The sequence below is a fragment of the Ruegeria sp. AF5 genome (assembly GCF_056541905.1).
Map to the genome: position 1 here is coordinate 1 of NZ_JBQFYZ010000008.1, position 18,997 is coordinate 18,997.

The window sequence follows — 18,997 nt, forward strand, 5'->3', positions numbered from 1 at the left end:
CATCGCCTGCCTGCTGGCCAACACCCTCACCGCCTGCTGCCGCGCAAACAAACTCCCAGAACCAGAAGGTCTGACCGCCTGATAAACACGGGGGCCGGAGGGGGGCGTTTCAGAGTGCAAGGTACCCTATACCTGCAAATGCAACACAACACCCAAGCCACTGCTGAAGAGCCATTTTTTCCTTCAATATGGCCCAGGCCAGAACTACGGTTAACAACCCAAAAACGGATGCCGAGACCGAGGCAAATTGTGCATTGGGCAAACCACCCGCTGAGACCACGCAAAGGATGGCAACTGCATCCAGAACACCCATCACACATAACAGGGGCATCGCTTGGGGTCCGGGCCAAATTGCTTTTCCAGATGCCACAGCAACCATCCCCAGAGTCAGGATTGCCGCCAATCGGCTGACCAGCGAGACCGAGTACTCGTTGCTAAGCTCGGTTGCATATTGTCCTAGGGCAAAGGCCGCCGCGAAGCCGACGGCCGCAACCAGCGACAGCAGTATTGTTGGGCCTGTTGCCGGATACACCACCGCATCCCGTTCGGACTTGGCTGCGACCACGGAAACCCCGATGCCAATCGCAATGACGGCAAGCCAATGCAGCGGGCTGATAGTTGCACCCCGCCATATGGCCAGCAACACCGACAAGACCGGGTAACTCGCGACAAGTGGCGCAACCAACCGAACCGGGCCACGCTGAAAAGCGGCATACATGCTGATACCCGCCAACAGATAAAACCCGCCCGCGGCGACAGCGGTGAACACTGCGGCACCAGAAATCGAGTCAAATGTACCCAGCGTCACCGTCAGACCAAACTGAAGCACCGCGCCCGATATCAGCACGACCATCAGCGATGCGATCACGCTGACAGACTGGCTGACATAACGTACTGCCAGATCGTGTATCCCCCAGCAAAGTGCCGCGACCAGGCCAAGCGCCAGAGCAGTCATTTTGTCATCACCATCATCGGCTTAGTTTCAATCCGCTTGAGACCATGCATACGTCAAACTGTCACTGGTGTTAAACTTATTTTCCTGATATGCAATAATATTGAAGCCAAAGGCAGTAAGAGGCAGCACATGACGTCTGCATTAGAGCAACTTGGCGGTGAGAGCCGGCTGCGCAGTCTGGTTGAGCGTTTCTATGATCGGATGGAAACGGATCCGGCAGTTTATTCCTTGCACAGGCTGCACTTTCGCGGCCATGGGCTGAACCATACCAGACAGGCCCAGTTCGAATTTCTCAGCGGTTTTCTGGGAGGGCGGACCTATTACCGCGAACGATTTGGTCATATGGACCTGCGCGAAATTCATGCGCATGTCCCTATCCGCGAAGCTGATGCCGAGCTTTGGCTGGAGACGTTTGACGCCGCGCTGGCGGATTGCGGCATGTCCGGCCCGGTTGTCGACAGGATGCGCGTGACGTTGCGCAGAGCGGCGCTCATGCTGGTCAATGACGTACCTGACTGGCGGCTGGAGGCGGATGCGGGCGCAGATGCCCGTGACACACAGCGTGAAAAGAGCGACTAACTTCGCGTGGCCATCGCAGAAACAGGGCCGCCTATGGCGCGGCCCCGATATGCAATCCTGCAATCCGACTTAGATATCGAGCGTGTTGTCTTTTTCCCAACGCGAGAAATGGGAAACAAAAGAGTTCCATTCCTGATGCTTCATTTTCAGGAAAGCTGACGAGAATTCGGCACCCATCATCGCCTTCAGCTCTTTGTCCTTGTCGTATTCGCGCAGCGCATCAAGCATGTTCAGGGGCAGTTTCGGTGCACCGCGTACCTTATGGCCTTCGGCATACATATCGATGTCCCAGCGCTTGCCGGGATCGGCTTTGGACCGGATACCTGACAGCCCGGCCGCGATGATGACGGCCTGTAGCAGGTAGGGGTTGGTTGCGCCATCGGGCAAGCGCAATTCGAAACGTCCGGGGCCGGGAACGCGCACCATGTGCGTGCGGTTGTTGCCGGTCCACGTCACCGTGTTTGGCGCCCAGGTTGCGCCAGACATCGTCCGTGGCGCGTTGATGCGTTTGTAGCTGTTCACCGTGGGGTTGGTGATCGCCGCCAGTGCCGAGGCGTGTTTCATGATCCCGCCGAGGAAGTGCTTGCCGCGTTCTCCCAGACCAACCTCGCCGGTTGGGCCGTCACCCTCTCCTGCGAATACATTGGTTTTGGCGGCATCACCCGGCGCATCCCAGACCGAGATATGGGCGTGGCAGCCATTGCCGGTCAGTCCTTCGACCGGTTTCGGCATGAATGTCGCCCGAAGCCCGTGTTTTTCCGCGATCGATTTTGCCATGAACTTGAAGAAGGAATGCTTGTCTGCTGTGCGCAGGACATCATCAAATTCCCAGTTCATCTCGAACTGGCCGTTGGCATCCTCGTGGTCGTTCTGGTACGGACCCCAGCCCAGGTCCAGCATGTAGTCACAAATTTCGCGCACCACATCATAACGGCGCATCACGGCCTGTTGGTCATAACAGGGCTTTTCGGCTGTATCAAACGGATCACTGATCTGTTCGCCATCCGGGGTCATCAAAAAGAACTCGGCCTCGATCCCGGTTTTGACATGCATGCCCTCGCTTGCCGCTTCGCCAATCAGGCGGCGCAGAACATTGCGCGGGGCTTGCGCGACGTCCTTGCCTTCCATCACACAGTTGCCCGCAACCCATGCCACCTCTGGCTTCCATGGCAGCTGGATCACCGATGACGGGTCCGGCACCGCCAGCATGTCAGGATGCGCAGGGGTCATATCCAGCCAGGTGGCAAACCCGGCAAAACCAGCGCCATCTTCCTGCATCTCGGCAATGGCTTGCGCTGGCACCAGTTTGGCCCGCTGTCCACCAAACAGATCGGTGAACGAGATCATGAAGTATTTGACGCCTTTTTCTTTTGCGAAAGCTGCGAGATCTGTCGTCACGATTGCTTTCCTTTCCCTGTTGAATTTTCGGTTTTCAAAGCAAGAACGCGGCCCCCATTCAGGAGGCCGCGTCGCATATGTTCAGAACCCTTCCTTGCCCGGGTACCAACTGGTTCCCGCTAAGGGCACCCGCGCCATCGCGGCGGCCTCCATGGTCAGGGCACACAGGTCCTCCGGCTCGAGGTTGTGCAGGTGGTTGTGACCGCAGGCGCGCGCAATGGTCTGCGCCTCTAACGTCATGACCTTCAGGTAGTTGCGCAGCCTGCGACCCGCTTCGACGGGGTTCAAGCGCGCGGCAAGCTCTGGGTCCTGCGTTGTGATGCCAGCGGGGTCGCGCCCTTCGTGCCAGTCATCATAGGCCCCTGTGGTCGTGCCCAGTTTCTGATACTCGGATTCCCATTTGGGATCGTTGTCGCCAAGGGCCACCAGAGCGGCGGTGCCAATAGCGACCGCATCGGCCCCAAGCGCCAATGCTTTGGCCACATCTGCACCTGTTCGTATGCCACCCGAAATGACCAACTGAACTTCACGATGCACACCTAGATCCTGCAACGCCTGCACGGCGGGGCGGATACAGGCCAGTGTGGGCAAGCCAACATGTTCGATGAACACATCCTGCGTGGCAGCTGTGCCACCCTGCATCCCGTCCATGACCACGACATCAGCCCCGGCCTTTACCGCCAGTGCAGTATCATAATAGGGGCGCGTCGCGCCGACCTTGACATAGATCGGCACCTGCCAACCGGTGATTTCGCGCAACTCAAGGATCTTGATCTCCAGATCGTCCGGCCCGGTCCAGTCCGGATGGCGACAGGCCGAACGCTGGTCGATGCCTTTGGGCAGGGTCCGCATTTCGGCCACACGGTCGCTGATCTTCTGACCCAGAAGCATCCCGCCACCGCCGGGTTTAGCGCCTTGCCCGACCACGACTTCAATCGCATCCGCCTTACGCAAATCATTCGGGTTCATGCCGTAGCGCGAGGGCAGATACTGGTAGACCAGCTTGGATGAATGACCCCGTTCTTCCGGGGTCATGCCGCCATCACCGGTTGTGGTCGACGTGCCCGCAGCAGATGCGCCACGGCCCAAAGCCTCTTTGGCAGGACCAGACAACGCGCCGAAACTCATACCCGCGATGGTGATCGGAATGTCCAACTTGATCGGATTTTTCGCAAAACGTGTGCCTAGCGTTACCGAGGTATCGCAGCGTTCGCGATATCCTTCCAGCGGATAGCGCGAGATGGATGCGCCCAAAAACAGCAGATCGTCGAAATGAGGGACCCTGCGCTTGGCTCCGCCACCGCGAATATCATAGATGCCGGTCGCAGCAGCGCGTCGGATCTCGGCATTGATGGGGTTGGAGAACGTCGCCGACTGGATCGGCAGGGTGCGGGGGATCTGATCGTCCATATCTTTCATACCCTTCTTCCTCAGTATGCGGCGGCGTTGTCGATGTCGAAATTGTACAGCTGCCGAGCCGAGCCGTAGCGTTTGAACTCTTCCGGTTTGGCATCACAGCCCGCCCGGTCCAGCAGGTCTTTCAGTATCTCCAGATGTTCGGGACGCATTTCCTTCTCGATACAATCGGCACCAAGACTTTTGACCGAGCCGCGCACGAACAGCCGCGCCTCGTAGAGTGAATCCCCCAGCGCATCGCCTGCGTTTCCGCAGACCACCAGGTTTCCGGCTTGCGCCATGAAGGCGGACATGTGGCCGATATTGCCGTGCACGACGATGTCGATGCCTTTCATCGAAATGCCGCAGCGCGAGCTTGCATTGCCCTTGATCACCAGCAATCCGCCATGGCCGGTCGCGCCGGCATATTGGCTGGCGTCACCATCGACGATGACCTGACCGGACATCATGTTCTCTGCAACACCCGGCCCGACGGACCCTTCGACCTTGATAGTTGCCTGCTGGTTCATCCCCGCGCAGTAATACCCGGTCGATCCCTTGACCGTCACCTCGATCGGCGCGTCCAGCCCAACGGCAATCGCATGGCTGCCCTTGGGATTTACAATTTCCCAACGGGTCTGGTTGGTCTCGGAATTTTGTGCCTGCAAGCAAGAGTTCAATCCGCGCAGCCCGTCTGCCTCTAGATCATAGGTCTGCATATCAGGCGGCCTTTTCGTGGGTTGTGGGGCTGTCGTTGTGCGACCAGAAATAAACGGTGGACGGTTCAGGTTCCCAAACTCGTGCATCTTCGATGCCGGGCAGGTTCACTAGGGCGCGATACTCGCTGCCAAAAGCCACATACTGATCGGTTTCAGCCATCACGGCTGGTTTACACGCGATCGGATCACGCACGACGCCAAAGCCGTCCTTGGTTCCCACGACAAAAGTGAAGAAACCGTCCAGATCATCGATGCTGGATTCCAGAGCCTCGCCCAAGGTGGCACCATTCATCATCTTCCAGGTCAGGTAGGCTGCGCCAACTTCGGTGTCGTTCTCTGTCTGGATCGTTACACCCGCGCGGCGCAGTTTGCGGCGCAACGAGTTATGGTTGGACAGCGACCCGTTATGGACCAGACATTGGTCGGACCCTGTATTGAACGGGTGGGCACCCATTGTGGTCACCGCAGATTCCGTCGCCATGCGGGTGTGTCCGATGCCATGCGTGCCGCTCATTCCGCTGAGGTTAAAACGCTCGGCAACATCCTTCGGCAGGCCGACTTCCTTGTAGATTTCAAGGCTGTCACCACGGCTCATCACCCGGACCGACGGGCGGATCTCAGCCAGAGCGGACCGTGCAGCTTCGAACTGACCGGCGGGAACTTCCAAAACGGCGTGTGTGTCGTTGTTTCTTTGACCAACAGATGTGCCCAGGCTTTTGCCCAACTCGTCCGCAAGGTCGACAAAATCGGTTTCGGGGTTGGGGGACTGAACCGTAATCTTGGTTTTACCCGCCGATTCTGCGCCATAAATCGCAATACCGGCACTGTCGGGGCCACGATCTGTCATCGTGATCAGCATGTCTGTCAGCATATTGCCCAGTTGAGGAGCAAGGGACTGATCTTTGAGGAATAATCCAACAATTCCGCACATGGCTGGCAGATCTCCTTGTGTGTTTCGTTATGATTCGACGGTACCAATTATTCTGCAGGATATCAATAACGGTAGGAAAGTTTTTTTCCTGTCAGGCAATGGACGCATCCATTGATCTTGCGCCCATTGCCGGTTCTCAAAACCGGATCAATAACGATCCAGCTGTGCTTTTACTCTGTCTTCGTCTCCTGCGTGGCGGGCTTTTTCAAGATGCTCGCCCTCGCGGACAAATTGGATACGGTGCCAGCCGATCCAGAAGACGACGCCGATGATGACCATCAGAATTTCGTACCCCTGGAAGGGATAGACCGGGCCGACTTCGGCAAGATCAACGGCCCAACTTGTATATCCGATTGTAGACATAACGTTCTCCTCTATTTCGCGGCTGCGCCGCGGGCGGCCAGCTCTTCTTTGTCAGCCGCGATAATCGCTGCTTTGGCATCTTCGTAGGCATGGTGTTCGGCGTAATCGAGGCCCTGAAGCTCAACCTCTTCCGGTATGCGAAGAACACCGGCAGCCGCTTGCAACTTGGCCACGATCCAACCAGGCATGAAACCCAGAACAAAGAACATGATGACTGCACCGGTGACCTGTCCGACCGGATTGATCGTCGCATATCCTTCGTAAGGCGAAGACGGGACACCCCACAGGACAAACCCAGCAATGATGAGGCCAATAACACCTGAGTACCCGTGCACTGCAACCGCCCCGACAGCATCATCCAGCTTGAACCGGCGTTCGACCCAGTAGTGCAGCTTGTAGACAATCACGACACCGATCGCGCCGATGATCATCGCCTGGATCGGGTGGTACAGGTCATTCCCTGCGGATGCTGTGATAACACCGGCCAGCCCGCCCGAGAACGTCCAGAAGGCATCGCCTTTTGAAACCACATACGCCGCCATCAATCCACCAGACAGAGACATCAGGAAATTGAAGGTAATCGCCGAGAGAGTCGTCGGAGCCAGATAGATGTTTGTTGCCGTCCAGGTCACGCCAGTGATCTGCCCGTCAATCGCCTCGGGAGAGATCACCGGAACGTTGCAGGCAGCGTAGAAACCCCAGAAGCCGGTGTAGATCAGGAAAATCCCGATCGTCAGCATCCACGGATTGTGAGGTGGAATATCCCGAGGAGTTCCGTCCTTAGCAAACTTGCCAAGGCGAGGACCCAGAACCATGATCACACCAAGCGCATACCCACCCGCGATCGCGTGAATAACGCCGGATGCATAGGCATCATGATACCCCAGAACACGCACCATCCAGCCGGCATAGTGCCAACCCCATGCGGCATCGATGATCCAGAAGACCGACCCGATCAGCACCGCATGTACCCAAAGGGCAGAAGATCTGATCCGCTCGATCACCGAGCCGGAAACGATCGAGGCCGCGGTCCACGAAAACAGCAAGAATGCGGCCCAGAAGACCCCTGTGATTCTGTCGCCAAGGTTGGTGGCCATTGTGTCGGCCCAAGGCAGATTCGCGGCACCCGCTTCTGCATCCAGACCGCCCCAGAACGGAAAGTTTGGAAAGGCCCAATAGATCCACCATCCAAAGAAGAAGAACGTGACCGTCACCAGCGGGATGATCATGATGTTTTTCATCAATGTGTGCATGTGGTTACGCGCTCGGCTTGCGCCGACCTCGTACATGCAAAAGCCCACATGGATGAGGAACATGAAGACGACCGTTACCCAGTAATAAAACTCGGTAAAGACCGTCGTGAGTGCGTTTAGATTACCATCCACTTCGTAGTCTCCCTGTTGTTGCAGCAGGAGGTCCGCCCGCGCAGAATTTCCTGCTGGGAATATTTATCTACTCAGAGGACATTTTCATTTGCGACCTGTCAATAGATATGTGGGGCAAACACCTTTTAGGCCTGTCCGCGACCTACGCTTTGGCACACCAAAAACGGACCTAAACATTTGACAAACAACTAACAAATTCCTTTCTCAGGAGTGTTTTCAGGGTGCAAAAATTGCAGGCAAATATTCCCAGCAGGAAAATTTTCTGCACTCAGGTGTTGATTTTCAATCCAACATCGGCCTCAATGTGGCCAACAAAAACGATCAACGGGAGACCTGAACCATGGCCATTCTTTGGAGGACGTCGGCCCTTGCGCAGCGCCATGCCGAGATCGGCGGCGAGCTTGAGGACTGGAACGGAATGGGGACCGCTTGGTTCTATGACCACAGCCCTGAACGTGCCAAAGCGGACTACGAAGCCATCCGCACCAAAGCTGGTCTTATGGATGTGTCCGGTCTGAAAAAGGTTCATGTGGTTGGCGAGGATGCCGCCTATGTTATTGATCGCGTCACCACGCGGAATGTGGAAAAAATCATGCCGGGCCGATCGACCTATGCCTCGATCCTGAATGCTGAAGGCAAGTTTGTTGATGACTGCATCATCTATCGTCTGTCGGTGAACACGTGGTTGGTGGTGCATGGCACCGGAACAGGTATGGAGCAGCTGACATCCGTGGCGGCAGGCAAGAACTGCTCGGTCATTTTTGACGACGACATGCATGATATGTCGCTGCAAGGGCCAGTCGCCGTTGATTTCCTGGCAAAGCATATCCCCGGCATTCGTGACCTGGCTTATTTCGGCATCATGCAGACTAAGCTTTATGGGTGCCCGGTGATGGTTTCGCGGACCGGGTATACCGGTGAGCGTGGGTACGAGATTTTCTGTCAGGCCAAACATGCTGTGCATCTGTGGGACAGCATTCTGGCTGACGGCAAGGACATGGGCATCGTACCAGTCCAGTTCTCGACACTCGATTTGCTGCGCACCGAAAGTTACCTGCTGTTCTATCCGGGCGATAATTCGGAAACCTATCCGTTCGATGGTGAGACATGTGGCGATACGCTGTGGGAACTGGGTCTGGAATTCACTGTCTCGCCCGGCAAGACCGGCTTTATCGGCGCCGAGAACCATTATGCCTCGAAGGGCAAGGAACGGTTCAAGATCTATGGCGTCAAGTTGGACGGCACGACACCAGCGAACGAGGGCGCGGACCTGCTGCAAAACGGCGAGAAGGTCGGTGTTGTCACCTTTGGCATGTATTCCGAAATCAACGGGCATAACGTGGGTATCGCGCGGATGCCGGTTGCCTGCGCATCGCCCGGAACCAAGCTGACGGTGCGCAACGGAGATGGAACGGAAATAGCGGCGACTGCGGAAGAGATGCCGTTCTACGATCAGGATAAATCGATCAGAACCGCAAAGGGCTGAGTTTCAGGGGGCGCAACGGGCATACCGTGGCGCCCTTTTCCTATTTGAGGGTACAATGTCAAAGTTCGAATTTCCCAAGTCAATCACAAGCCGACCGATCTGGGGCACGCTGGAAGCTCGCAAGGGTGACCATCATCTCATGATCGCAGAAGCCGAAGGCGCAGAAGCCGTTCTCGACATCGCGACGCCTGATCTGATGGCCAAAACGCACCTGATCTATATCCCCAAAGGGACGGACTACTCGGAAAGGTTGCAGGCGCTGAACCCCGCGCAGTTCTACGAAGGACCTTCCTATGCGGCCGCGCTGCAACGCATCCGCCGCGTACTGGAGGACGCGCATATGGGACTGCAGGTCTATCTGAGCGGTACTGAGGGCATGATGGGCCAGGCCATGAACGAGGTGACAGCAGTCGGCCTGCCACACACGGCAATACAGACCGAGCATCGCGGTTCAGTTGCACGCCGGATGCAATGTGTGCACTGCAAAGGCATCACCGAAGATGTCGAGGTTGATCCATTTGTCTGCTCGCATTGCGGGCTGAATCTGTTCGTGCGCGATCACTACTCCCGCCGGCTTGCCGCCTATCAGGGTGTCCGCGTCGACGCCGAAGATCATGGCAACGTGCCCGAGCCGAAAGGGATTTACGAATGAGCGGTGCCGAGAAAATTCAGGTCAAAGTGACCGAAATCACCCCGCTGAATGAACTGGTGACGCGGTTCCGGTTCGAACGCATCGACGGCGGTCAGTTGCCAACATTTTCCGGCGGGGCGCATACCGTTGTCGAAATGAAGGATGGCGGTATCACACGGCTTAATCCTTATTCCCTGATGTCCGACCCGTTTGATCAGTCATCCTATACGATCTCGGTCCGCCGTGATGATGAAGGCAGGGGCGGTTCTTTGTTCATGCACCGTCAGGTCAAGCTGGGTGATGAAATGACCATCAGCTACCCGGTCAACCTGTTCTCGCTTGACTTGCGCGCCCGCAAGCACCTGTTTCTGGCCGGTGGCATTGGCATCACGCCCTTTCTGGCGCAGATCAAGCAACTCGAACTGCTGCACGGGCACTGGGAACTGCATTACGCGTGCCGCAACACGGCATTGGCGTCTTATGCCGAGCAACTGACAGACAGGCATCCGAATGAAACCCATCTGTATTACGACGACCAAAACCAGCAGATTGATCTGAAAAACCTGCTGAGCGGGCAACCCTTGGGAACGCATGTTTATGTCTGCGGTCCCAAGGGCATGATTGATTGGGTGCGCAACACCGCTGCTGCCGAGGGCTGGCCCGAGGATTGCGTCCATTACGAAGAGTTTCTGGCACCGCGACCCGGCAAACCGTTCGAAGTGCGGTTGGCCACATCGGACAAGGTTATTCATGTGGGCGAGAATGAAAGCCTGCTGGAGGCGATCGAACGTGAAGGGGTGGATGCTCCGTATCTGTGCCGCGGCGGGGCCTGTGGCCAATGCGAAACAGTTGTGCTGGATCATGATGGCAATTTCGTTCACCGCGACCACTGGCTGACCGATGAGGAAAAGGCAGCGGGCAAGAAAATCATGCCCTGTGTATCGCGTTTCGAGGGCAAGTCCCTCGTGCTGGACCGCTGAGAGGAGGCCCAACATGACCATTCAATTCAACGACGAGTCCTTCCGCGACGATTATACGTTTCATAACTCGGACTGGGCGATAAATCGCTTTCCGTTTCCGTTCCACGAAGACAGCTACATGTATTCGGTCAACATGGAACAGCATCGCGGCGGGCCCGAAGGGTCAGTCTATGAAAAGCGGTTCGATGTGGACGAACATTACGTTTCGGAAATGAAAGACCGCGCCATCGTTCTGGATCAGGACCCGCTGCGTTGCCAGTCTTTGCCACACATGACATTGGCGGGTTGGGACATTCTGGAACTGATTATGGTTTGCAAGTCCGAGGATTACCCGGATCTGTTTGAACTGCACCGCAACGGCAACCAGTGGCGCTGGATCAACAAACCATTGGGGATTGATCACAGCTTTACCTTCATGGATGAAACCACCCTGCCCTGCGGGCCGATGGAATATATCACCCGTCAGGCCCAGGGTGACTATGCGGTGCTTGATCAACGTGACGACATGCTGTGGATGGATGCCGGAATGGTGACCACCCAGGCCGACTGGAGCCTGGATTTCGACATTGGCATGAACTTTTTCGAATGGCACGCCCCGGTACCACTGGCCCACGAGATGGGTATCTTTCAGCGTGCGCTGAAATTCTTGCTGAGTATTCAGCAGGGCGCACCCGCACGCCGCCTGAACTGGACCATGACGGTCAACCCGCTTTTGGATACCAGCCCGGAGAACTACCATAAATGGGGTATTCAGAAAACCACACTGACACCGGAGAATATTGGCCAAAAACAACATCTTCGGGTCGAGTTGCAGACATTCTTCCGACTACCGCGTTCAAACGCGCTGTTATTCCCAATCCGCTGTTATCTGTGTAGTTTTCAGGATCTGGTGACTGTACCGAAATGGGGTCGTCGCCTGCATCGTGTTGTTCGTGATCTGCCAGTGGAACTGGCAACCTACAAAGGGTTCATCGACAACCGGCCGCTGATGCTGGACTATCTCAGCCAGTTCGACGACGGGTTGCCCACCTCGCCCGGGATCTGGCCGGATCTGGAAACGGAACCCCCCTTGTCAAAGTAAACCGGCAATGTCAGGTGTCTTGGCTGTTATGACTGATCCAGACAGAACACCGTGGCTCATCCCGAGCGATGACTTCGCTCTGTATGACGCTCTGGCGCTGCTGCGCGAGTCCTTTCGGTACATGGATGCTCGGATCGACCCTCCGTCGTCCATCCATCGTCTGAACGTGGACGGAATGCTTGCGCATTGTCAAAGTGGCGGAGAAATCTGGGCCATCGGCCGACCGCTTTTCGCCTGCATGTTTCTAACGCCCAAGCCCGACAGCTTGTACCTTGGAAAGCTGGCAGTGAAGGACGGATTGCGAGGACAGGGTATTTGCCGGTCCTTGGTGGATCATGCTGCAATCCGCGCAGCGCAGCTTGGCCTGCCCGCGCTGGAACTGCAAACGCGCGTGGAGCTCACTGAAAACCATCGCATATTTTCCAGGCTTGGGTTCACGATTGTCAGCACGGGCAGCCATGAGGGGTATGACAGACCCACAGATTTCCTGCTGCGCAAGCCGATCAGTTTGTCTGCGGATAGCTGATCACTGAAAGATAGCGTGCCGGCAGATTGACCAACCGTTCCGGGCCGTGGGGTGCGTCGGCGTCAAAGAACAGGGTATCGCCGGGCTTCAGGGGATAAATCTGGTCCCCGTGGCGATAGTCTACCTCGCCTTCAAGCATGTAAATCGTCTCAATTCCGCCATGTTGGAACGTTGGGAACACATCGGATTCAGCAGTCAGTGTGATCAGGTAAGGTTCCACGATTACACCTGATCCATTGGCGCCGATATGCCCAAGCAGGTTGTACTGATGGTTGGCGCGAGTTCCCTCGCGCTCCAGTTCGACCCCTTCACCAGCTTTCGTATGAACCGCCTCGCGGCGTTCTTCAAACTGACGGAAAAAGCTAGTCAGAGGAACCGAGAGCGCATCCGCCAGCAATTGCAGGGTTGTCAGAGAAGGTGACGTGTTGCCGTTTTCGATCTTCGACAACATGCCGATTGACAACCCAGTTAGCTGAGCCAGGTCTGCAACCGTGATGTTCTGCTGTTTACGAAACGCTCGAACCTCGCGACCAATGGCGACTTCGAGAACTTTTTCCCTGTCACCCGAACGAACCGAATGCGGGTCCTGACTCAGATTTATCGCCATGTCTTTGTCTTTTTTTTTCAATTTCACTCTTTCAACGTCTTGCTACACTTGTCCAAACCGGTTCTGCAACCAGGCGCGGTGCAATAGCCCATCCAATTCGGACCACAATAGCACCAAGCTTTCCTGATAGTAAAATAATCATGCTGACAGAGAATATGAGCACACTGTTCAATCGCAGGAACCGTTCCGCTGCACGCAGGTGTTTTGCCAAAACGCTGGACTGCCAGGTTTCACTGCATCAATCTGAAATCTCGGCTAAATCGACCCAGCGATTTACTTGGGTCGATTTCAGTACTGCGCCACAGAATCGCATTTCGTAGCGACCGTCTTCAAATGTCGCCAGTTGCGTAAAGTGCGACATGCTGCCTGTCGTCAGGGAATTTGGGACAGTTGGCCGCCTGAACTAAGAGAGGATCAGGCTCACCTGGTTGTTTTGATTATGCGGCGGATTCGAGGTGGAGCAAGCGCCGGGTTTCGATTGTCTTTTGTTTGGTCCTTCCTCGTTGTCTTAGTATGGTCTGCCCGCGTCCGAAGTAGACATCGGCCGGGGTTAGGTGTTCAGTTTCGGCATCTGGTGGATTGGATTTAGGATGGATCGATCTGGTTTTGATGTCCAGATTTTGCAGATGTATTCATATGGTGCGAGACCGCTGAGCGTCTTCAGTCTGAGGGCAAAGTTGTAGGGGTCAATTGCGGAAGAGTGTGGAATCCAACGCTAAGAAAACAATGACGCCATTGCGGGACGGGGCGAAATGACACTCTGAGCGATTTCGTGTTGCGCGCGCTCACAGCACCTGTATGCCGCAGGGACGGAAATTTCGGCGCCGCGGTGCAGCGCGGAGACCGGCCATTCATCGACTGCGCAGCAATTTTCGGACACCCAATTTACGAGTCGCGGACGAGAGTCCTATTTCGCTGCGGTTGCACCAACGTCCGGTCGCACGACGGGTTTCTAGTCAACGATCACCACCTGCCCTGTGAGAGCACCCTCGACACATTTCGCATATGCCAATCCAACATGATGGGATGAAACCGGTTTGTGGCCGTGAAACCATGCGCCGTAACGTGGCGCGGACACGTCCAACATGCCCGGACTGACAACATTGACTCTCAACCCGCGCGGCATCTCGATTGCAGCGCTCTTTACGAAGCCTGCCAATGCTCCGTTAGCGGTTGCCGCATTTGAACCCATTCTGATCGGATCGCGATCAAGAACACCGCTTGTCAGAGTGAAGGAACCTGCATCCGAAATGACGTCCAGCCCAGCCAGGACAAGGTTCACTTGCGCCATAACCTTTTGCTGAAGACCCACCATGAAGGTCACTTGGGTCATCTGCGGCAACGGGGCAAAGGTCGCGTCGCCTGCACAGGACACCACAGCATCGAAATTGCCGAGGCTTTCATACAGTGATTTCACCGCGTTTAAGTCACTTGAATCGACCCGATGGTCCCCACTTGAACGTCCCACTGTGACGATTTCATGCCTTTGCCGAAGCTCCTTGCAGGCAGCTTGTCCAATATCACCACCTGCTCCGACTACGATAATTCTCATGCCTGATCCTTCAATATCTCATCATAGCGTTTCAGTTTTCGATTTAGGATCACGCGGCATCGGTCCAGATCGGCCTGTCGATCTTCCAGGCGGCGGCTATGTGCCAAAAGGGCAGCTTTGCGCTCAGGGACTTTGCCGTCGCCGGATGCGTAAAGCTCCGCAAAAGCCCGCATTTCTGCCAAAGGCATACCTGTCGAACGAAGGGACGCCAGTAACTCTAACCAATCGGCATCTGTCTTCGAGAATTTGCGCTTGCCATCCGCGCCGCGTTGGACGAATGGACACAACCCCGATTTCTCATAGAAACGAATTGTTGAAGCGCTGAGTCCGGTGCGTTCTGCAACTTCTGAAATCATCATGCGATCTGATCCTCTCGCCCAAGTCCCTACCTACCTGAAGCTACTTCAGGTCAAGCAACTTCTGCAGAAACTCTCAAAAGCCGCCATTCTCGCATCGCGCAGCTTCGGCCACTCTGGCTCGCTGCAAAGCGCTTGGGCAGTATCGATGCGGACAGACAGGACTTGGCGCGCCGCGGCCAAGGTCAGCTTTCGACGTATCAGGCAGCCACCATATCAACTTCGGCAGCCGAGAATCCAAAAGAAGCGACCATGTTCCGATGGGCATCGGTCCCAAGGAATTGCGAAAGAACTGCGTCGACTTCGTTCCGCAGGTTTGTGTCGTTCAAACCAAACGCGAATGACCCGAACGCAGGAGGTTTTTCTGAGTTTGGCACAAGGATCAGCTCCAGATCCCATTCCGGGTTCTGCTCGATAAATCCACCATGCGCTCGGCCCACGCTGGCATAGGCATCGGCGGTGCCTTCACAAACAGCTTGTGCGGCCTCGACATATGTTTCGAAAATCATGATGCGCTCTGCGCTGACGCCAAATTCAATCGCCGAGCGATGCTGAAACTGGTCCCGGATAACCGCCAAACGGATATCAGAATTGTCGGCAACCGATCGATATCCGCTCAAACCCATCTGATTGCCCCCAGCCACCAGGAGCCCGTCGGGTTGCGCCCAGATCGGGCGGCTGAACAATGCGCTCTTCCTGCGTTCTTCCGTTCCAAAAAGACCGGTCGTCATGCGCCATCGGCCATCCCCGACCCCGGGCAAGAGTTCAGCAAATTTCGTTTCTACCATTTCAAAACCGGCAATGCCAAGTTGCGCCATTACATACCGCGCGAGCTCAACGTCACAGCCCGTGACGTGGCCTGTTGCATCGACGTAGTTGAACGGCGGTTCGATCAGGTAGGCAAACTTCATTGGTCATCCTCTTTGGCGTCCGGGCCATAGCTGGCGATCTTGATGGCGAGGATGCTTCCGCATTTTTCGAGAGTTGCGCGTTTGGCTTTCAGCGTTGCCGCGTGATCCGACAGGATTTTTCGGCGTTCTTCGACACCGGCATCGCCTGCTTTGGCAAGCGTCGTGAACCGACGCATTTGCTTGAGTGGCATGCCGGTTTCGCGCAGCCAATAGAGCAGAGTCAGCCACTCGACCAAACGAGGCGTAAACCGACGATGTCCATCGGTGCCACGCTCGATCTCTGGCAGCATTCCCGACTTCTCGTAGAACCTTATAGTATGTGCGGATAGCCCACAGGCCTCCGCCGCTTCAGCAATTCTCATCTTCGCAAATGTTCCTCTGATCTCTGGGTAGCGAGTTAGAGCCACTCTAAGTCAATAGCGACTATTGAAAAGCCGGCATTCGTGCAGAGTGCGGCATCTGTCAAACTGGGCTCTGGGCGGTCATCGAAGGCGGAGCAGCATCTGAATTAAGAGAGATCTGTGGAGCCATCGAGGACGGCCCAAACCAATCTCTCAGCGCAACCCCATACTCTGCGGTCGCTGCCCGAAATTCAGACATTCGCTGCAGGCACGAAAGGTAGGATCACCGCAGGGTCAGCAGCGCGAACAAAGCTGGCATCGACAATTCGTGTTTGAGATCCACTACCGATGCAAGTCTCCGTTCAAGTAGCGCAGACCGGTGTAGATGATCACGGTCACTACGGTTTTGCCCGGTCCAAGTTCCTTGGCCTTTTTCAGGGCCGCCCAGATGTTTGCACCTGACGTCACACCGCCAAGCAAACCTTCCTGGCCAGCGAGCGCCCGGGCCCCCCTATAGGCGTCTTCATCCTTCACTGGAATAACATCATCGATGAGGTCCCTGCGCAGGATTTTCGGCACGAAGGATAAGCCTATCCCCTCGAGCTTGTGCGTACCACTGGTGTCACCTCCTGAGAGGTTGCGCACGTAGTAGGGCTCCACGGCGACAATTTCGGTGTTGGGATTGTGCGTCTTCAAGACCTCGGCATTGCCCGAAATACAACCGCCACCGCCCGCAGCCATGACGAAGGCATGTACGGGAGTGTTTACTTGGCTCAGAATTTCCTGAGCCATATCGTGATACCCCAGCTTGTTATCTATGTTGTTCACCTGATCCGGCCAAAACGTGCCCGGTTCACCGGACAGTTCTTTTGCGCGCACGATCATCCGGTCGAGTACATCAGCAGTCAGCACGCCGCCCTCGGCGTGGACAATTTCCACTTCCGCGCCGAACGCTCTCATCGTTTGTAGCTTTTCCTCGGAGAACCCGTTTGAAGACACAAAGTAGGCCTTATACCCGCGAGTGGCACAGACCATCGCCAGCGAGCTTCCGGTGCTGCCACCAGTGTACTCGACAACGCGCCCACCGGGCTTCAACTCTCCGCGCCGTTCGGCCCCTTCGATCATCGACAAGGCCATGCGGTCTTTCATACTGCCCGTTGGGTTGGCCCCTTCCCACTTCACATAGATGTCGGCGTGATCGGGTCCTGTCAGATGGGACAGTTTGATGAGAGGGGTATTGCCGATGGTGGTCATTTTGGAGCCTTTCGCGGACTGTCATCACCAGTGGCTTCCATAAGTTAAGTCACATTCAGAGTCAAACTTCCATTTTTTAAGTAACTGCGCTAAGTTCAACAAATTGACAGCTAACATGAGGACGGAATGACCCAAACAGAGCACGAGTTTCGTTCCCGATGCTCGATTGCGCGCAGCCTTGAGATCCTTGGTGACAAATGGACCCTGCTGGTGGTGCGAGATCTGTTGTGGCACGGAAAACATACATTCCAGGAATTGCAGAACAGTGAGGAACACCTGCCCCCAAACCTTCTGTCTCAACGACTAAAGCGGTTGATGGAGTGGGGGCTTGTGGAGCGGGAGGCCTATCAGGTCAGGCCTGTGCGCTATCGTTACATGCTTACCGACCGGGGGCGAGCGTTAGAGCCAACCTTGTTGGGGATCATGAACTGGGGGCACTTGCACTTAGGGGGAGGACTGTTCGACCCAACGCTTGGCAAGACAGTGGCTGGAAGATCGGTCTGAGTTTCCAAACACATTCGTCCTGGGTTCGTAGCAGACCTAGGAGCATGCGCGTCAACTAGATCCCAGAGTTTGCGACACATCCTCGGCATGTCCGAAGCAGAATATCAACGGCTTCTCGATCTGAACAGCGAATGGCGTTTCGGCAACAACTATCTGCTGACGATTCTCCTGGCACACTTAGACGATGTTGTGGACAGGAGGCTTGGAGCACCGTGATGGCGGACTTCATCGACGAAAACGGTCAGCTGGAAAGCGGCAGATTGCGTTAGCTGATGATGAGGCCCGGCCGATAGTGTTGAAAAACTCTAATTTTGCCCAAAAGTGGTGGAATAGTTAGCCGTAGAGAGCCAGTCGAAGACCCCGGCTAGGCATAAGAACACAGTTTCGACGTCGTCAATCTGGATTTGACCAAGGCTTCGGCAAAGGTGACGGCACAGGCAACACCATCAACAACTGGTAAACCAAACTCCTCGGATAATTGTGACATCAAGTCTGTCATTCCGGCACAACCCAGAACGATGGCTTCAGCTTTGTCCTCGTCAATGGCGGCGCGAATTTCAGCCCGTATCTTATCTATTGTCGCCGGATCGTTTTCCTCAAGCTTCAGAACCGGCACGTCCGATGCCCGAACCCGGGCGCATCTGCGATCCAGGCCATATTTCAACAAATTTGTTTCCAACCCAGCCAGAGATCGGGACAGCGTAGTAATGACGCTGAATTTTGGACTGATCATGGAGGCCGCGTGATAGGCGGCCTCACCAACACCAACGACCGGAGCCGAGGTGATGCAACGTACAGCGTCGACACCTGTGTCATCGAAACAGGCCACTACGATGCCATCCACATCCGGATGCTGCTTGACCACATCCAACAAGCCCGGAACACAAGTAGAGACATCCAGATAGCCCTGTATGCTGGCGGGACCGTCTTGCGAAGTGGCAGCAATAATCATGGTTTCAGGATGCGCAGCCGCCCGCGCTGCCTCTTCTATCTTTCGCGTCATGGAACTGGTGGTGTTGGGATTGACGACTAGAAGTTTCACA

At 55.7% G+C, this 18,997-nt stretch carries 22 protein-coding genes and 1 pseudogene; 8 read left to right on the top strand and 15 right to left on the bottom strand.

Features of this window, described 5'->3' with window-relative positions; translation table 11 throughout:
* Window positions 1-109: 109 nt before the first annotated feature.
* Window positions 110-955 carry an EamA family transporter gene (locus tag ACR0DS_RS12595; RefSeq protein ID WP_480483616.1) on the bottom strand — a complete coding sequence of 282 codons (846 nt, stop codon included), beginning with the start codon at window positions 953-955 and terminating at the stop codon, window positions 110-112.
* A 129-nt stretch (window positions 956-1,084) separates the two neighbouring features.
* Between ACR0DS_RS12595 and ACR0DS_RS12600 the strand changes: the two genes are divergently transcribed.
* Window positions 1,085-1,534, top strand: a complete 450-nt coding sequence (locus ACR0DS_RS12600; RefSeq protein ID WP_480558950.1) for a group II truncated hemoglobin — start codon at window positions 1,085-1,087, stop codon at window positions 1,532-1,534.
* A 69-nt stretch (window positions 1,535-1,603) separates the two neighbouring features.
* On the opposite strand, the gene glnT is transcribed toward ACR0DS_RS12600, so the two are convergent.
* From glnT to ACR0DS_RS12630, 6 genes are all read right to left on the bottom strand, one after another.
* A complete protein-coding gene (gene glnT, locus ACR0DS_RS12605; RefSeq protein WP_480558952.1) occupies window positions 1,604-2,932 on the bottom strand; it encodes a type III glutamate--ammonia ligase in 1,329 nt (442 codons plus the stop codon).
* A gap of 81 nt (window positions 2,933-3,013) precedes the next feature.
* Window positions 3,014-4,342, bottom strand: coding sequence for an FMN-binding glutamate synthase family protein (locus tag ACR0DS_RS12610; protein WP_480483619.1), 1,329 nt, complete (start codon window positions 4,340-4,342; stop codon window positions 3,014-3,016).
* 20 nt (window positions 4,343-4,362) lie between these two features.
* A complete protein-coding gene (locus ACR0DS_RS12615) occupies window positions 4,363-5,046 on the bottom strand; it encodes a protein GlxC (protein WP_480483614.1) in 684 nt (227 codons plus the stop codon).
* A 1-nt stretch (window position 5,047) separates the two neighbouring features.
* Entirely contained in the window at window positions 5,048-5,977 is a 930-nt protein-coding gene (locus ACR0DS_RS12620) for a class II glutamine amidotransferase (RefSeq protein WP_480558954.1), read from the bottom strand.
* A gap of 147 nt (window positions 5,978-6,124) precedes the next feature.
* A complete protein-coding gene (locus ACR0DS_RS12625; protein WP_480483612.1) occupies window positions 6,125-6,340 on the bottom strand; it encodes a hypothetical protein in 216 nt (71 codons plus the stop codon).
* 11 nt (window positions 6,341-6,351) lie between these two features.
* Entirely contained in the window at window positions 6,352-7,725 is a 1,374-nt protein-coding gene (locus tag ACR0DS_RS12630) for an ammonium transporter (RefSeq protein ID WP_480483611.1), read from the bottom strand.
* A gap of 340 nt (window positions 7,726-8,065) precedes the next feature.
* Here ACR0DS_RS12630 and ACR0DS_RS12635 point away from each other — a divergent pair, with 340 nt between their 5' ends.
* The 5 genes from ACR0DS_RS12635 to ACR0DS_RS12655 are packed head-to-tail and all read left to right on the top strand — an operon-like array spanning window position 8,066 to window position 12,429.
* Window positions 8,066-9,211, top strand: a complete 1,146-nt coding sequence (locus ACR0DS_RS12635; protein WP_480558956.1) for an aminomethyl transferase family protein — start codon at window positions 8,066-8,068, stop codon at window positions 9,209-9,211.
* 55 nt (window positions 9,212-9,266) lie between these two features.
* On the top strand, window positions 9,267-9,863 hold the full coding sequence (locus tag ACR0DS_RS12640; RefSeq protein WP_480487939.1) for a dimethylamine monooxygenase subunit DmmA family protein: 597 nt from the start codon (window positions 9,267-9,269) through the stop codon (window positions 9,861-9,863).
* Entirely contained in the window at window positions 9,860-10,822 is a 963-nt protein-coding gene (locus tag ACR0DS_RS12645) for a PDR/VanB family oxidoreductase (protein ID WP_480508325.1), read from the top strand. Before ACR0DS_RS12640 ends, ACR0DS_RS12645 begins: the two co-directional genes overlap by 4 nt.
* 13 nt (window positions 10,823-10,835) lie before the next feature.
* Window positions 10,836-11,903: a heme-dependent oxidative N-demethylase family protein gene (locus tag ACR0DS_RS12650; RefSeq protein WP_480558958.1), complete on the top strand. Its 1,068-nt coding sequence runs from the start codon at window positions 10,836-10,838 to the stop codon at window positions 11,901-11,903.
* 28 nt (window positions 11,904-11,931) lie between these two features.
* Window positions 11,932-12,429, top strand: coding sequence for a GNAT family N-acetyltransferase (locus tag ACR0DS_RS12655; protein WP_480483606.1), 498 nt, complete (start codon window positions 11,932-11,934; stop codon window positions 12,427-12,429).
* On the opposite strand, the gene ACR0DS_RS12660 is transcribed toward ACR0DS_RS12655, so the two are convergent.
* The 7 genes and pseudogenes from ACR0DS_RS12660 to ACR0DS_RS12690 form a co-directional block, all read right to left on the bottom strand.
* Window positions 12,407-13,036: a helix-turn-helix domain-containing protein gene (locus ACR0DS_RS12660; protein ID WP_480483605.1), complete on the bottom strand. Its 630-nt coding sequence runs from the start codon at window positions 13,034-13,036 to the stop codon at window positions 12,407-12,409. The genes ACR0DS_RS12655 and ACR0DS_RS12660 overlap by 23 nt on opposite strands.
* Window positions 13,037-13,586: 550 nt before the next feature.
* A pseudogene (locus ACR0DS_RS12665) lies at window positions 13,587-13,718 on the bottom strand (IS481 family transposase); the annotation flags it as partial.
* 270 nt (window positions 13,719-13,988) lie between these two features.
* Complete coding sequence (locus ACR0DS_RS12670; protein ID WP_480483604.1) at window positions 13,989-14,588, bottom strand: short chain dehydrogenase; 600 nt, start codon at window positions 14,586-14,588, stop codon at window positions 13,989-13,991.
* Entirely contained in the window at window positions 14,585-14,947 is a 363-nt protein-coding gene (locus tag ACR0DS_RS12675; RefSeq protein WP_480558960.1) for a MerR family transcriptional regulator, read from the bottom strand. Before ACR0DS_RS12675 ends, ACR0DS_RS12670 begins: the two co-directional genes overlap by 4 nt.
* Window positions 14,948-15,144: 197 nt before the next feature.
* Entirely contained in the window at window positions 15,145-15,855 is a 711-nt protein-coding gene (locus tag ACR0DS_RS12680) for a transporter substrate-binding domain-containing protein (RefSeq protein WP_480558962.1), read from the bottom strand.
* Window positions 15,852-16,217, bottom strand: a complete 366-nt coding sequence (locus tag ACR0DS_RS12685) for a MerR family transcriptional regulator (protein WP_480558964.1) — start codon at window positions 16,215-16,217, stop codon at window positions 15,852-15,854. Before ACR0DS_RS12685 ends, ACR0DS_RS12680 begins: the two co-directional genes overlap by 4 nt.
* Before the next feature lie 321 nt (window positions 16,218-16,538).
* Window positions 16,539-17,450 (bottom strand): PLP-dependent cysteine synthase family protein, encoded by a 912-nt coding sequence (locus ACR0DS_RS12690; RefSeq protein ID WP_480558966.1) that lies wholly within the window; start codon window positions 17,448-17,450, stop codon window positions 16,539-16,541.
* A 126-nt stretch (window positions 17,451-17,576) separates the two neighbouring features.
* Here ACR0DS_RS12690 and ACR0DS_RS12695 point away from each other — a divergent pair, with 126 nt between their 5' ends.
* Both ACR0DS_RS12695 and ACR0DS_RS12700 read left to right on the top strand, forming a co-directional pair.
* Window positions 17,577-17,954: a winged helix-turn-helix transcriptional regulator gene (locus tag ACR0DS_RS12695; protein WP_480539157.1), complete on the top strand. Its 378-nt coding sequence runs from the start codon at window positions 17,577-17,579 to the stop codon at window positions 17,952-17,954.
* An 87-nt stretch (window positions 17,955-18,041) separates the two neighbouring features.
* Complete coding sequence (locus ACR0DS_RS12700) at window positions 18,042-18,170, top strand: hypothetical protein (protein ID WP_480616754.1); 129 nt, start codon at window positions 18,042-18,044, stop codon at window positions 18,168-18,170.
* A 148-nt stretch (window positions 18,171-18,318) separates the two neighbouring features.
* Here ACR0DS_RS12700 and ACR0DS_RS12705 read toward each other — a convergent pair whose 3' ends face one another.
* Complete coding sequence (locus ACR0DS_RS12705) at window positions 18,319-18,996, bottom strand: aspartate/glutamate racemase family protein (RefSeq protein WP_480483598.1); 678 nt, start codon at window positions 18,994-18,996, stop codon at window positions 18,319-18,321.
* Window position 18,997: the final 1 nt, after the last annotated feature.